The organism is Rhodococcus sp. IEGM 1381 (assembly GCF_030056795.1).
In the GTDB taxonomy this organism is placed as follows: Bacteria; Actinomycetota; Actinomycetes; order Mycobacteriales; family Mycobacteriaceae; genus Rhodococcoides.
In genome coordinates, this window is sequence record NZ_JASHKQ010000005.1 from 1 (window position 1) to 14,743 (window position 14,743).

The window sequence follows — 14,743 nt, forward strand, 5'->3', positions numbered from 1 at the left end:
TTCGGCACTGACATTCATCGACACACTGTTGAGTTCTCAAAGAACACGCACACACCATTGCAACCGTTGAAACGGTAACGCCGGGGCTTACACGCTCGAACCCCAGACATGGCTCATCACTTTCAAGCCTTGCCTGGGTTGTTCAGTGCATACTCCGTACAACCTCGTTGTCCCAGTCCGTGAAGACCGGGTCGGTGTCCGTGTCGCTCTGACTCGACAAAAGTTACGCGAAGACCAACACATACGCAAATCGCCTGGTCAGATGTAATTTCTGCGTGAACATCTGACCAGGCGACCCGGTGCGAGGTCCGTCAGACGATCGCAACCGCATCGATCTCGACCAACATCTCTTCCCTCGGCAGTCCTGTGAACACCGTGGTGCGGCTCGGCAGTACGTCGCCAGAGGTGTGTGCGGAGACAAAAGCGCCATAAGCGTCGTTCATGATCGAGAAGTCCTCACGCTTGGTGAGGTACACGCGCAGCATCACGACGTCGTCGAACGTCGCACCGCCGGCCTCGACGATGGCTTTGACGTTTTCGAGAGTGCGAGTGGTCTGTGCAGCGACATCGCCTGGGTACAGGTATTCGCTGGTGACGGGATCCACCGGGCCTTGTCCGGATACCTGCACGAACGGGCCCTTCCGCACTCCCTGGGAGAACGTGTGGGCGGGTGCCGGGGCCCCTGTGGTGCGGATTTCGATCTTCTCGCTCATTTTTTTCCTTCCATCGGGCTCTTGTCGGTTGTCAGACGGTCCTGGAGTTCCTGCGGCTGCCAGCCCAGCCCCTCGGAAATTGCGTCCACGGTCCGTTGCACCTCGGGCAGCGTCTTCAGTACTTGTTCATGGTCGAGCAGCATGTCGGGTACCGACATCGATACGGCTGCCACGACGTCGCCGGTTCCGTTGCGCACAGCGGAGCCGACGCAGTTGACGAACGACTCGTGCTCCTCGCGGTCCTCGGCGAATCCTTGCGAGAGCACGAGGTCCAGCTCACGCAGATATTGCTCTGCCGTTGTGATGGTTCGTTCGGTGAACGGCGTGTATGTGATGCGCTGCGCAATCTGCTCACGCTCTGCCCGTGGGCGTGCAGCGATCAATATCTTCCCGACGGCTGTGCAGTGCAACGGCGCAGGCTTGCCGACCCGCGAGTACATCCGCACACTCTGTTTGGCGTCGAACTTGTCGATGTAGATCACCTCACCGGCTTCGTACGTCGCCAAGTGGATGGTCTGACCGGTGATCGTGTTCAGTTCCGCCAGGTGTGGCCGGGCAATGCTCCGTATGTCGCGCTGTTCCAGTGCGTGGTTGGCCAACTCGAACAGTCTCGATCCGAGTTGATACCGGTGATTGGCATCGTGCTGAACGAATCGGTCGCTTTCCATGGTGCGAAGTAGTCGCAGCACGGTGGTCTTGTGGACGTCGAGAACTGTCGCCAGCTCGTCCAGCGATCTCGATCCATCACCGAGCAAGCCAAGGATCGTCAGCGCCCGCGAGAGACTCTGACTCACTGCGACACCTCTGAACAGCGGGCGGCAGTGGCCGCGTAGTCCAGTGTTTCCCACTCGACTTCGTCGAGTTCGGCCAGTCGGATCAGCACGTCGAGAGGAAGTACAGACGCGATATCGCCGTGCCCTGTGAGCGCACCCGCCGCACACAGGTGGCCGAACCGAACACGCTCGACAGCACTCCTTCCGAGCAGCAATGCCGTCAAGTAGCCACCCGCGAAAGCATCTCCCGCACCGATCTTTTCGACGACATCGAGTTTCAGTGCCGGTACATCGACTCGAGCTGAGCCCTCGAACGCCGTCACTGTGTGCGCGTCGTTCTTGATCACCAAATGCTGCGGTTGGGGGAACATCTGACGCAACTCGGCCGGATCCGACGTCCCGAACACCAGCGCAGCTTCGTCGGCTCCCATCGAGACCACATCGCTTCCGCGGACATGCTCGCCGAGTACGTCCGCGGCTGTGCCCGATCGCGACTTCCACAGCGCCGGCCGATAGTTGAGGTCGAAGCTGACGGTGGTGGATCGGTCCATCAATGCTCTGGTCAGTTCGGCCGCACTGTCCGAGATGGCCACTGTTATTCCGGTGAAATGAATCAGGTCGGCTCGGGACACCAGTTCCGAAGCCACCTCGCCGATTTCGCTGGGCGACAGTGCGCTCGCGGCCGATCCGGCACGAAAGTAGGTCATCGCACTTTCTCCGGACGCGAGGTCGTATCGGTCACCGGAGCCCGAGCCGCGCTCTTTGATGTACATACCCGTGGGGCGCTCGTCGTCGATCGCCACACCCGAAGTATCGACGCCTGCTTCCGCCAATTGCCGGGCCAGGTACCGGCCGAAGCCGTCGTTGCCGACCCGAGAGACCCACGCGGCGTCGACTCCCAACTGAGCGAACACCCTGGCCACGTTCGCTTCGGCACCTCCGGACGTGCGATGGAACGTTTCCGAGCTCTCCAGCGGACCCGCTTCGCCAACCAGAACGACGAGGCCTTCACCTACACACACCGCTCGGGGTGTTTTCACGTCGATCTCCTCGAGGTCTTGCGGGAACGCTGCATGTCGTTGCAGACTACAAAGCATAAACATATTGCGCAACCAACGTTGCGCATCGCGCAACGCAAACGAGATCTGTCAAATGGAGGAACGAACGTGATCGACACGGATGCCGTCGAGGAACTGAGTCGACGAACCCTCGGGCCCGAGCACAAATCCCTTCCCCCACGGTCGTGGGGCCATACCGTCGAGAGTTTTCTCGCCACGTCTCCCCTGCTTTCCGAATTCACGACCCCGGTGCTCACCCTCGATCGTGCGCGTATGGCGTCGAACATCTCGGTCATGGCCGACTGGACGGCACGCGCGGGGGTGTTGCTCGCGCCCCACGGAAAGACATCGATGGCTCCTCAACTGTGGAAACAGCAACTCGATGCCGGAAGCTGGGCGATCACCCTCGCGACCGGGTGGCAAGTTCAGGTGGCACGCGCATTCGGGGTCGGACGTATCGTCCTCGCCAACGCCGAGATCGACCCCGTCGCGTTGACGTGGGTTGCCGCCGAACTGGATTCACATCCCACGTTCGAGTTCTACTGCTGGGCAGACAGTGTTGCGACGGTGCACGAGATGGACCGCATTCTTGTGACACAGGGGCAGCGTCCCATTCCAGTCGTCGTCGAACTCGGAGGCCCACACGGCCGAACCGGCGCACGCACGATCGAGGAAGCAGTTTCGGTTGCCCGTGCGATCGCGGACTCGTCACGCCTGACCTTGGCCGGCGTCGGCGGCTACGAGGGAGCACTGAGCCACGACCGCTCCGAGGGCGGCCTCGAAGCAGTCCGACACTATCTCGACCAGGTCGCAGATCTCCATCGCGCGCTCGACGCCGAGGGGCTGTACGGCGAGCATGCGGTGGTGACCGCGGGCGGCAGCGCTTATCAAGATCTCGTTGTCGAGCGACTGCATTCGCTCACCACGGAAAACGGCGTACGTACCGACGTGGTGCTTCGCTCCGGTGCCTACGTGGTGCACGACGACGGCTTCTACTCACAGATTTCTCCGCTCACTCCCGCCCGCACCGACGCGCCACTGACGTCGGCGATGCACGGATGGGCGCGCGCTGTCTCCCGCCCCGAGCCAGGTCTCGCATTGCTCGACGCCGGTAAAAGAGACTTCCCGTTCGACGAGGGAATGCCTGTGCCGCAACACATCAGAGGGAACGAGCTGCTCGATCCAGGAGCCGAGGTGACCGCTTTGAACGACCAACATGCGTTTCTACGACTACCGGCAGAAGACGCGGCGGCGCTTCCGGTGGGATCGGTGGTTCGACTGGGTCTGTCACATCCCTGCACCGCATTCGACAAATGGCGTCTCGTTCCCGTGATCGACGACGCAGACAGCGACGATCCACGAGTGGTCGATCTCGTTCACACATTCTTCTAGAGAGCCGAAATACTATGCCCAGTACTCTCTTTCGAGGTGCCGACGTCATCGACGGCACCGGATCGCCACGACTGCGGCGCGACGTCCTCGTACGCGACGGTGTCATCGTGTCGATCGTCGAGCCCGGAACTGTGCCCGGGGCCGGCAGAATCGTCGACGCCTCGCCCGGTCAGGTCCTCTCCCCCGGGTTCATCGATATGCACGCCCATTCCGACCTTCGTCTGCTGACCGACCCCGATCATTTCCCGAAAATCAGTCAGGGCGTCACAACCGAGGTCATCGGGCAGGACGGCATCGCATACGCCCCGATCGACGACGCCACACTCGACGTGGTGCGACGTCAGATCGCCGGATGGAACGGCAATCCCGTCGACCTCGACTTCTCGTGGCGGTCGGTCTCGGAGTATCTCGCTCGGCTGGACCAGGGCATCACCCCGAACGCTGCATATCTCGTCCCTCAAGGCACATTGCGATACCTCGCGGTGGGTGCGGACCAGCGCCCGGCGACGCCGTCCGAGATCGTCCACATGCAGGAAATGTTGGCGCGAGGCCTGCAGGAGGGTGCCGTCGGGATGTCGAGCGGTTTGACCTACACGCCCGGAATGTATGCGGACACAAGCGAATTGCGGGCGCTGTGCGAGGTCGTCGCCGAATTCAGTGGGTTCTACGCACCGCATACCCGGTCGTACGGTGCCGGAGCGCTCGACGCTTACCAGGAAATGCTCGATCTCTCCCGGGATACGGGATGCGCGCTGCATTTGACGCACGCCACGATGAACTTCGGCGTCAATCGTGGAAGGGCACGTGAGTTCCTCGACCGCGTCGACTCCGCGATCGCCGACGGATGCGATGTCACCCTCGACACGTACCCGTATCTGCCTGGAGCCACCACACTGTCTGCGCTACTGCCGAGCTGGGCGATGTCCGGTGGCCCGGACCGAGCCCTGGAGCGGCTCGACGATCCGGACATGCGGCAACGCATCGAGCGGGATGTCGACGTGAACGGGTCCGACGGTTGCCATGGAGTCACGGTCGAGTGGGACACCATCCAACTCAGTGGTGTGGCCAATCCCGAACTCGATCGCTACGTCGGCCGAAAGATGTCCGACATCGCGGCCGACGAGGGACGGTCACCAGTGAACGTGTTCTTCGACTTCCTTCGCCGCGATGCGCTGGCCACGACGATTCTGCAGCACGTCGGGCACGAGGAGAACGTGCGCGAGATCATGGCGCATCCACACCACATGGGTGGCAGCGACGCCATTCTGGTGGGCGAGAAACCGCACCCTCGGGCCTGGGGCACCTTTCCTCGCTATCTCGGTCATTACGTGCGTGACGAGCAGCTTCTTTCGCTGGAGGACTGCATCAATCACTTGACCGGACGCCCGGCTGCGCGGCTACGGCTGCGCGGACGCGGCACGATTGCCGAAGGCCATGCAGCCGATCTCGTCCTGTTCGACCCGGCGATCGTGCGTGATACCGCCACCTTCGAGAACCCGAAACAGCAAGCCGAGGGAATCAGCCACGTCATGGTGAACGGCGCATTCGCCATCGACGATCGCCGCTCCACCCACTCATTGGCAGGCCGCGCCCTGCGCATGGATTCCACCCGAAAGCAGACGTCATGAACGCACTGTCGACAATTCTCGAGGACCGCGCACTGTCGGTGGTCCGTGCCCCGCACATCTCTGATCCCGCGGCGCTGGCAGATGCGCTCGCGCGCGGGGGAATTCACGCACTCGAGCTGACCTTCACCACTCCGGGAGTTCTCGACTTGATTCGGGCCGCGTCGGATGCGGGTGCCGTCGTGGGGGCCGGTACCGTGCTGACCGCCGATCAGGCACGGTCCGCGGTCGACGCGGGTGCACGCTTCGTAGTCACGCCCGGGCTGCGACCCGGGGTCGCCGAAGTAGTCACGGACGCAGGGATCCCGCTGATGATGGGCGCGCTCACCCCGTCCGAGGTGATGACAGCCCTCGATCTCGGGGCGGACGTGGTCAAAGTCTTTCCGGCACGGACTGTCGGTCCGGCGTATTTCAAGGATCTGCTCGGCCCCTTTCCGGACGCCCGACTCGTTCCGTCCGGCGGCGTGAACGCAGGCAATGCCGCCCAGTTCCTCGCGGCCGGTGCCGTGGCCGTGGCCGCAGGCACCGATGTGGTTCCACCGGCATCGGTCGCCGATGCCCAGTGGGACGACATCACTGCACGAGCGAAGGCGTTCGTGGCAGCTATCAGCGCAGACATCAAGGAAGGCTCATAATGAATTCTGTGGTCGACTGGCTCAGAACCTCCACACCCGGTCTACTCGTACTGTGCGGCATCGCAATTGCCGTGCTGCTGGTAGTCATCATCAAGGTCAAGCTCGAACCGTTCATCGCGCTCCTCATCGTCGGTCTCGGGCTGGCCCTCGCCGCTGGTCTGCCGGTCAACGAGATAGTCGGCACCGCGATCAAGAGCAACGAGTCGTTGCTCGAAACCGGCTTCGGTGGAATCCTCGGGCACATTGCGGTCATCATCGGATTGGGTACCGTACTCGGCGCGATCCTCGAAAAGTCGGGTGGTGCACAAGCATTGACCGCAAAGCTCCTGGGCGTGTTCGGAGAACGCGGTGCACCCATAGCGATGGGCCTGCTGGGCTTGATCTTCGGTATTCCGGTCTTCTTCGACATCGGTATTTTCGTGCTGGCACCGCTGGTCTACGTGGCGGCACGCCAGGGCGGAAAGTCACTGGTCCTCTACGCGCTGCCGATGCTGGCAGGTCTGTCCATGACACACGCCTTCCTACCGCCGCATCCCGGGCCGGTTGCCCTCGGCGGATTGCTCGAAGTGAACTTGGGTTGGCTGATCCTGTTCGGGTTCATCTGCGGCATACCAGGTTTCATCGCGGCAGGCCTGGTATGGGGTAATTGGATCGGCAAGCGCATCATCGTCGACGTTCCCGAGGACTTCATCAACGACGGCGACGACACGACCGCCGTGGGCGGTGGCGCAGGCACGGTAGCAACCAAGCGTCCGGTGATCACGACGCCACCGTCGGTGGGAACCATCGGAGCAATCATCGCTGTTCCTCTGGTCTTGATCCTCGGTGCCACGTTCGGCAGCATCCTGCTCGATCCCGGCAACCTACTCGAAGTACTGACGTTCTTCGGCACCCCGGCCGTCGCGCTTCTCATCGCAGTCCTGATCGCGTTCTACGTGCTGGGCATTCGACGCGGATCCACGGTGCAGGAACTCAGTAAGCTGACCGGAGAGTCGCTTCGTCCGGTGGGCATGCTGCTGCTCGTCGTCGGAGCCGGCGCGTTCTTCGGAAAAGTCATCTCCGCCACGGGAATCGGCACGGCCCTGGCCGACACGATGGCGGCCGCGGGTCTGCCGATCATCGTGTTGGCGTACATCATCAGCTGTGCGCTCAGGGTCGCCCAGGGGTCGGCAACCGTGGCCATCGTGACTACCGGCGGCATCGTCGGACCCCTGGTGGCAGCCCAGGATTACTCCGCCCCGGCCGTTGCGCTGATCGCCATGTCCATCGCAGCGGGCTCGATCATCGCCAGCCACGTCAACGACGGCGGATTCTGGATCATCTCGAAATTCTTCAATCTCACCGTCAAGCAGACACTGCAGACGTGGACGGTCCTCGAGACGATCCTGTCGGTGGTCAGCTTCGCCGTCGCGGGAATCCTCTTCGCTATCATCGCGTGAGTTCGGTGGCGCGGTTATGTGCCTCTAGCGGCACTCGATCGCGCCACTGCGCCAGCACTTAATCGCGCCACTGTGTCCGTACCTGATCACCGACGAAATGTGTGTTCTCGGCAGACATTTCTCGGCTACCCGATCGGCCCACCAGATCGTCGATCCGATCGTCCAGGCTGTGGGCACGGGTCATCGCGTCGGAAGTTCGAGCCTCGGTTTCGGACGACTCGACCAGATTTGCCAGGCGGACCAGCGCGGCCACCCTGCCGGTCAACTGCGTCCACACCACTTCCAGTGCGCCACGGCGTGATTCGACCTGAGCAGCAGTCTCCTCGTCGACCATCGTCTCACCGATCCGGTTCAGCTCGGTCGCTACCGTGCGCAGGGACGTAGCGTCGACCGAAATTTCGGTGAGCTCGACGAACAGGTCGAGTTGATTGCGCTGAATCTCGAAGTACGTGGACTGCCATGCCGGCGAACGACGCACTCTGTCGAACGCTGTGCCCGCCAGAAACAGCAGAGTGTCGTATCGATCGACGAACCGATCGTCCTTGCGATCGACGAATTGATCGACCACGCCGGTTGCCCACTCGACCCGGTCACCCACAGGAGTTCGGCGCGCAAGCATGCTCACGCGGTCCGTGGCCGCGTCCACCAACGACAAGCCGCGCTCCGCAACTGGACCGAACCTGCGCGGTGCAGGCGTCCTCATCAGCGCGTCGAAGACCGAATCCCGCTGGTCGAGATCGAGATGCAGACCTTCTCGACGCTCCTTCCGTGCCGCACGCACCCCGGTGGCGTAGTGCCGATTCGACATCACCACGGTGGTGCGTTGATGGTTGATGCGCTTGGTCAACTCGGCAACCCGCACTCGGTACACGAGCGCCGATCCTGGCTTGCTCGTCGTGTCCTTGGCGAGCCACCGATCGCGCTCGTCGACCAGATTTCGCAACGTGCCGAACCCCCCGATCGACGGCAGTGTGCGGCCGGAATGCCATCGATTGATCAGCACTGCACGCGTAGTCTCGTCCACCCGCCCGGCCGCGACAGCGATGGCGGCCGCATCGGACAGCGGCTCGGAATGTCCGGGCAACCGGCAGTCGGCACAGCGGCTGTGAACTTCGTCGTCGAATCGGGCGCGCTGCTCGGCCGACCCACTGCCATCGAACTCGGACATCGTCTCTCCTCGGTCACGCCCAACTGTCGCTGGTCCGCTCGCTTTCGAGTGTTCCAGATATTCAGATCAGCCCGCGGAGCGATTGCTCGGTCTGCGGCTTCTTCTCTGCGAGAAGCGTGCGCGCCTCATCGAGACCTTCCCAGACGTTCCACATCAGCACACCGCGAACGACGGCCTCGTCGTCGAGGTAGTACACGACGCCTTCCTTGCCGACCGACTTCCAATCCTCGACGGTGCTCAATGACGTGGACATTGTGCCGATGGCCTGATATCCGTCGTCGTAGATATCGGAGTAGAAGTACGGGGTGTACGAGTACGGCTCGGCTGCGCCGGCCATGTTGCGTCCGGCGGCCTTGCCCATCTCCGTGGCGTTGTCCACGTGCTCGACGCGTCGACGACCGAGAATGGCGTCGGGATAGTTCGCCACATCACCGGCCGCGTAGACGTGGTCGTCCTCGGTCCTCAAGAATTCGTCGACGACGATGCCGTCGTCCACTGCCAGTCCGGCCGCGTCGGCGAGCTCGGTGCTGGGCCGCACACCCAGACCGAATACGACGCCGTCCGCCTCGAGTGCGGAGCCGTCGTCGAGTTGCAGCTGGACGCGAGCCGACGCCTCGGCACCGGAGGTCACTTTCGTTCCTCGGCGCACGGTCACTCCGTGATCGGCGAATCCCTTGTCGAAGACGGCGGCCAGGCTCGGCGGAAACATGTGCCCACCGACTACGGCGTCGGATGTCACGAGAGTGACCTTCACGCCCTGAAGAGACAGGGCAGAGGCGATCTCGGTGCCGATATATCCGCCACCGACCACGGCGATGTGATCGGCGGTCTTCGTCAATTCACGCAATGCCCGGTAGTCGGCGAAGGTGCGGAAGTACACCACCCGCGGACTGGGTGCGAGCTCGATTCGCGTCGGTTCGGCTCCAGTGGCCAAGAGCAGAGTCCCATACTCGTAGCGCTCTCCCGTATCCGTCGACACCGAGGAATTCGACCGGTCGATCGACGCAACCCGCGTTCCGGTGTGCACGTGCGCGTCGGCCTCGGAGGCAGTGCCGAGCGGAACCTGATCGCGACCGAAGTCCGAGTCCGTCCACAGCTTCTTCGACAGCGCGGGCCGGGTGTAAGGCTCGTCGGAATCCGCCCCGAGAATGCCGATGGAGCCGGTTGTGTCGTGCTCGCGGATTCCGCGGGCGGCACTGTCGGCAACCATTCCCCCGCCGATGATCAGGTAGTCGTACTGCATCGTTCACTCCTCGATGTCGACGTGATTCGACGATCCGGTTACCCGGAACGGCGCAGTCGCAATCCCACGGACAGGCAGGCAGCAATAGCTGCAGGTCCGGGAGAACCGACCGGACTGTATCGAGCATCACACCCTCGAAAGGTTGGCCCAGGCCGGCCGAGTGGGCATCTTGGACTGGGCGACGAAACATCGTTTTAACTCGAGTCGGGCTGTAACGGTTCCGTTCGGCAGAACGACTCACACCTCAGGACGCGAACAAAAGGAGACGATGTGACTGTTCAGATCGATTCGCTGGCAATTGGCACCGACACCGCCGACATTGCGACAACCGACGTCGACCAGCTCTTCGAAGAAGTATCGACGCTCGACGCCACCATTCTCGACGCCATCGAGCGTCGCACGCGCATGGCGCGCACCCTCGCCGCGGCTACTTCCGACACCACCACGACGGATTCCGCTGCCGATCCTTACGTCGATCTCGGCAACGACGGCCACGTGGTCTCACGGATGCTGTCCCGTCTTGCACAGATGACGCGGTAACACCTCACACCCCCTTTCAGCTTCGCAGTCCGCGACCCCGTCGAGCATCGCTCGGCGGGGTCGCGTCGTGTCGGTGGGTACCTGCCCGGTGACTTCCGGGATCGGCCGCTGTCAATAGGAGCAAGACCGTCGTTCGACGGTTCCAATCGGCTTTCCGGAAAAGGTGCTCACATGTCTCGTTTGCTGTTCGCCAACATGCCTGTTCGCGACGTCGTCGCCACACGTTCGTTCTTCGAGGGACTCGGGTTCGCGTTCAACGACGTCTTCAGCGACGAGAACACCGCCTCCATGATCGTCAGCGACCACGCGACGGTGATGTTTCTGGCCACATCGCGTTTCGAGGACTTCATCTCCGACTCGATCTGCGACACGAGCTCGGCTCGCGAGGTCCTGATGTGCATCTCGGCCGACAGCCGCGACGAAGTGGATTCGCTGACCGACGCCGCGATCGTTGCGGGTGGGTCATCGTGGATGAAGCCCCAAGACCACGGCTTCATGTACGGCCGGGCATTTCGAGATCTCGACAACCATGTCTGGGAAGTGATGTGGATGGACCCGTCTGCGGTTCCGCAAAGCTGACCAGCAGTTCAGAGGCGGTCGGGAAGGCTGAATCGATCGAACAGAGTCAGATCGAAGAAGCAGGCCACGTGCCCGACCCCTCTGGCATCGACGTCGAGGACGTGCAGCTGAAACGCCCGATGGACACCGTCCTCGCCGAGCATGTAGAGCCCGTATGCGGGTTGACCGTTGGCCGACGTGGGCACCATTCTCATGTCGCCAGCGCCGTTTGCCGGGCAGTTGTGTCGGATCAGTGACCCGATCGTCTCGGCACCCTGGTACCACCCGACGAACGGTGGCATCTCCCACACCGCATCCGAGGTGAACAGAGTGACCAAGCGGTCGATGTCGTAGTTCTCGAAACACTCCACATACTGCGTCAGCAGTTCCTGCAGCTCGTCGGATCCGATGGGCTCGACATCGTCGAGTTCGGGCGCAATCTCGTCGAGGCGCTCTCTGGCTCGCTGCAGCAAGCTGTTGACCGCGGTCGTCGTCGTGGCGAGAACCTCGGCGACTTCCGATGCCTTCCATTGCAATACCTCGCGCATCAACAAGACCGCCCGCTGCCGGGGAGACAGGTGTTGCAGGGAGGCCACCAAGGCGAGCCGCACCGATTCACGCGCCACCACGATGGAGGCGGGATCACTCGAGTCGGCCAGATCCGAATCGGCGATCGGTTCGAGCCATGGAACCTCGTTGTTCTGTACGAGTTCGTCGGTAGGGCCGGAACTCGGTGCCCCCAAGCCAGTCGGGAGCGGACGCTTCGACCGACCGTCGAGAGCAGTGAGACAGGTGTTGGTGGCGATTCGATACAGCCAGGTGCGCAGCGACGAGCGCCCCTCGTATTTCGCGTACCCCCGCCACGCGCGAATGTACGTTTCCTGCAACAGATCCTCGGCGTCGTGAATCGATCCGGTCATGCGGTAGCAGTGCGCGAGCAGCTCTCGACGGAACGGATCGAACTGCGCGAGGAAGTCGTCCTGTTGCACGGAGGCCACGGTCATGCGGCACAGCCTAGACCGGAGGCAGACGCGTCACAGCTCGAATGCGCGCCACGTAAAGGTTTGCCCACATATCTGGGTTAACCTCGGCATCGTGACATCGGCAACGAGCATCGACGACTTGGTCGAGGAGCTGTACCTGCAGCGCCGCCGGGCGTGGGAAGCCGCTCTCGTCACCGCACAGAACTTCCTCGAGACCATCGCCGACGAGATACTCGAAGACGTCGATCGAGATCGACTGAATGCGCAGACGGCGCGCATCAAGGACCCTGGACGATCCGCCGACAAATTGCGCCGCTATGTCTCCGAGGGCCGGATCACCGAACCGACCGACGCGGATGCCGTCGCCGAAGCCCTTCCCGATCTGGTCGGCGTCAAGGTGCTGTGCAAGACCCCGCGCGATCAACTGACGTTCGTCGCAGCGCTCGAGCGTGCGTGCAACGACCCGAAATGCTCGGTGCGGTTTGCGCAACCACCCACCGATTACGTCGCCTTTCCCAAGCCCAGCGGCTACCGCGCCTATCACGCAGTTTTGGTCGTTCGAGTTGCCACGCATCAGGGCGACCTCGATGTGAAAGTAGAAGTACAGGTCAAGACACGCCTGCAGGACGCGTGGGGCGAGCTGACTCACGAAGACATGTACAAGCCCGGCGAGGCACTGAAGCCAACCAAGAAGCACACCGACTACGCCGCACACATGGCCCACCTGCTCGACCAGGTGGATGCAATGGCCGACGATCTCGCGGCACAGCTCGATTCGTTGACCGCCGCCTCGAAGGACGGCAACGTCCTCGCGGCCGACCCCATCCCGAAGGATCCGGATTTCATTCGTGCTCGGATCACGCGCACCGGCCCCCGGTACGCCCTCGCAGTCGGCCCGGACGGACGCCGAGGGCTGGTACCCGCCCGTTCGGTGAAAGCCGTCATCGGCTCGACCGACAGAATTGCCGTCGACGACTATCTGGAGGTAGGCGACTACATCGATGTGGTGGTCGAGGATTCCGAGGACGCTCTCTACTACCACCTCACCTCTCAGCCGCCTCGACACAAGCCCGCGAAGAAGCGCAAGCGCTGACCTGCGGTTCTCAGGAACATCTCACGTCCGTGCTGTAGACATCGGTCCTCGTGACCACTATCGAGAAATCCACGGTTGTCACCGACATCGACAACGCGACCCTCGACTGGCGTACGAAGTTTCGTTCTGCCGAGGCTTTCGTGCCGGCGCTCGCGTTCGTCGTGTTGGCATCGCTCTACGCGACGATGTCCGTGCTCGGCCATCGGCAACTCCGCACGTCCGGATTCGATCTGGGGATATTCGTCCAACAGGTCGCGTCGTATTCGCAGTTTCGTGTCCCGACCTCCGACCTACTGGGCACCGGCTACAACACGCTCGGCGATCACTTCTCGCCCATCACCGCGCTGCTGGGACCCCTCTATCGGGTGTTTCCACACGCCGAGACGTTGCTGATCGCGCAGGCCGTGTTGTTCGCGCTGGCCGTGATCCCGATCAGCCGATTGGCGGTGCAGAAGTTCGGCACGGTCGTCGGTGCTGTGATCGCCGCAGCCTTCGGGTTGTCCTGGGGCGTTCAGGCCGCGCTGAATTTCGACTTCCACGAAGTCGCGTTTGCGATGCCTCTGCTGGCGATGTCGATGGTCGCCCTCGTTCGTCAGCGTTGGCTGCCTGCCCTGGCCTGGGCTCTGCCATTGGTCTTCGTCAAAGAGGACATGGGTCTGACGGTCGTCGTGATCGGCGCACTGGTGGCACTGTGGACGAGCGGTCGAACCCGAATCTTCGGGGTACTGGCAGCGGTCTGGGGCCTGACCTGGGTAATTCTTGCCGTCAAGGTGATAATCCCGGCGCTGAGCTCAGACAACTCGTACGACCAGGGCTCGAAGCTGCCCCCGCTGGGTGAAGGCATCGCAGACACCGCGCACGGCCTGGTTGCCGGTGATTCCCGGGCGGCCACAGCCTTTCTGCTGCTCGCGGTCACCGGATTCTTCGCCCTGCGCTCCCCGCTCCTGCTGATCGCCGTCCCGACGGTCGCATGGCGCTTTCTCAGCGACAACACCAACTTCTGGAAGCCGATCTATCACTACAACGCGATCCTGATGGTGATCGTGTTCGTCGCTCTGCTCGACGCGTTCGCACGCAGTCACCGACATGGCCAGCTCACCGAACGCGGTCGTCATTACATCGTCGCGTTCGTGGCCGCCTTCGCAGTCGTGGCGTTGCCGTTCCTACCGATGGCGCGCATGGTGCACGCACAGGAATGGACGATCGATCCGCAGGCTGCGACCGCCCGGGACATCTCGGAGTGGATCCCCGCCGACGATCGGGTTGCAGCGTCGAACAATCTCGTGGCCCAACTCGTCGCCGATCACGACGTCTCGGTCTTTCCGCAACGCGCCACCGATTCGACCGTCCCGGACTGGATCGTCGTCAACCGGGCACGGCCGGCCGGCTGGCCGACGGACGAGGCCGGCGACCGTCAGGCGATCGACCGCGCACTGTCCGACGGGTACGACGTCGCCTACTCGGTCGACGGTATCGAGGTCCTGCACCGCAGCTCGAGCGGTCCCCACTAGGGTTTGAGAAGG

At 62.7% G+C, this 14,743-nt stretch carries 14 protein-coding genes; 8 read left to right on the top strand and 6 right to left on the bottom strand.

What is annotated here, in order from left to right; all coding sequences use genetic code 11:
- Window positions 1–311: 311 nt before the first annotated feature.
- The 3 genes from QM797_RS14415 to QM797_RS14425 are packed head-to-tail and all read right to left on the bottom strand — an operon-like array spanning window position 312 to window position 2,526.
- Window positions 312–713 carry a RidA family protein gene (locus tag QM797_RS14415; RefSeq protein WP_094619720.1) on the bottom strand — a complete coding sequence of 134 codons (402 nt, stop codon included), beginning with the start codon at window positions 711–713 and terminating at the stop codon, window positions 312–314.
- Window positions 710–1,507 (bottom strand): IclR family transcriptional regulator, encoded by a 798-nt coding sequence (locus QM797_RS14420; RefSeq protein WP_283276320.1) that lies wholly within the window; start codon window positions 1,505–1,507, stop codon window positions 710–712. Before QM797_RS14420 ends, QM797_RS14415 begins: the two co-directional genes overlap by 4 nt.
- Window positions 1,504–2,526 (bottom strand): sugar kinase, encoded by a 1,023-nt coding sequence (locus QM797_RS14425; RefSeq protein ID WP_283276321.1) that lies wholly within the window; start codon window positions 2,524–2,526, stop codon window positions 1,504–1,506. The genes QM797_RS14420 and QM797_RS14425 overlap by 4 nt, the downstream gene beginning before the upstream one ends.
- Window positions 2,527–2,652: 126 nt before the next feature.
- Between QM797_RS14425 and QM797_RS14430 the strand changes: the two genes are divergently transcribed.
- From QM797_RS14430 to QM797_RS14445, 4 genes are read left to right on the top strand one after another with little or no spacing between them, the layout of a single operon-like run.
- Complete coding sequence (locus QM797_RS14430; protein WP_283276322.1) at window positions 2,653–3,936, top strand: type III PLP-dependent enzyme domain-containing protein; 1,284 nt, start codon at window positions 2,653–2,655, stop codon at window positions 3,934–3,936.
- Window positions 3,937–3,950: 14 nt separating this feature from the next.
- A complete protein-coding gene (locus QM797_RS14435; RefSeq protein ID WP_283276323.1) occupies window positions 3,951–5,564 on the top strand; it encodes an N-acyl-D-amino-acid deacylase family protein in 1,614 nt (537 codons plus the stop codon).
- A complete protein-coding gene (locus tag QM797_RS14440; RefSeq protein ID WP_283276324.1) occupies window positions 5,561–6,196 on the top strand; it encodes a bifunctional 4-hydroxy-2-oxoglutarate aldolase/2-dehydro-3-deoxy-phosphogluconate aldolase in 636 nt (211 codons plus the stop codon). The genes QM797_RS14435 and QM797_RS14440 overlap by 4 nt, the downstream gene beginning before the upstream one ends.
- The gene (locus tag QM797_RS14445; RefSeq protein ID WP_283276326.1) at window positions 6,196–7,635 is read left to right on the top strand and encodes a GntP family permease; all 1,440 of its coding nucleotides are present in this window, start codon (window positions 6,196–6,198) and stop codon (window positions 7,633–7,635) included. Before QM797_RS14440 ends, QM797_RS14445 begins: the two co-directional genes overlap by 1 nt.
- A 58-nt stretch (window positions 7,636–7,693) precedes the next feature.
- Here the strand turns inward: QM797_RS14445 and QM797_RS14450 are convergent, their stop codons facing one another.
- Entirely contained in the window at window positions 7,694–8,803 is a 1,110-nt protein-coding gene (locus tag QM797_RS14450) for a hypothetical protein (RefSeq protein ID WP_283276327.1), read from the bottom strand.
- A gap of 61 nt (window positions 8,804–8,864) precedes the next feature.
- Window positions 8,865–10,046, bottom strand: coding sequence for an NAD(P)/FAD-dependent oxidoreductase (locus QM797_RS14455; protein WP_283276328.1), 1,182 nt, complete (start codon window positions 10,044–10,046; stop codon window positions 8,865–8,867).
- A 270-nt stretch (window positions 10,047–10,316) separates the two neighbouring features.
- Between QM797_RS14455 and QM797_RS14460 the strand changes: the two genes are divergently transcribed.
- Both QM797_RS14460 and QM797_RS14465 read left to right on the top strand, forming a co-directional pair.
- A complete protein-coding gene (locus tag QM797_RS14460) occupies window positions 10,317–10,586 on the top strand; it encodes a hypothetical protein (protein ID WP_283276329.1) in 270 nt (89 codons plus the stop codon).
- A gap of 171 nt (window positions 10,587–10,757) precedes the next feature.
- The gene (locus QM797_RS14465) at window positions 10,758–11,165 is read left to right on the top strand and encodes a VOC family protein (RefSeq protein WP_283276330.1); all 408 of its coding nucleotides are present in this window, start codon (window positions 10,758–10,760) and stop codon (window positions 11,163–11,165) included.
- Window positions 11,166–11,173: 8 nt separating this feature from the next.
- Here the strand turns inward: QM797_RS14465 and QM797_RS14470 are convergent, their stop codons facing one another.
- Window positions 11,174–12,148, bottom strand: coding sequence for a sigma-70 family RNA polymerase sigma factor (locus QM797_RS14470; protein WP_283276331.1), 975 nt, complete (start codon window positions 12,146–12,148; stop codon window positions 11,174–11,176).
- A gap of 91 nt (window positions 12,149–12,239) precedes the next feature.
- Between QM797_RS14470 and QM797_RS14475 the strand changes: the two genes are divergently transcribed.
- Both QM797_RS14475 and QM797_RS14480 read left to right on the top strand, forming a co-directional pair.
- Window positions 12,240–13,220 carry a GTP pyrophosphokinase gene (locus QM797_RS14475; protein ID WP_283276332.1) on the top strand — a complete coding sequence of 327 codons (981 nt, stop codon included), beginning with the start codon at window positions 12,240–12,242 and terminating at the stop codon, window positions 13,218–13,220.
- A gap of 50 nt (window positions 13,221–13,270) precedes the next feature.
- Window positions 13,271–14,731, top strand: a complete 1,461-nt coding sequence (locus QM797_RS14480) for a DUF2079 domain-containing protein (protein WP_283276333.1) — start codon at window positions 13,271–13,273, stop codon at window positions 14,729–14,731.
- Window positions 14,732–14,743 lie beyond the last annotated feature (12 nt).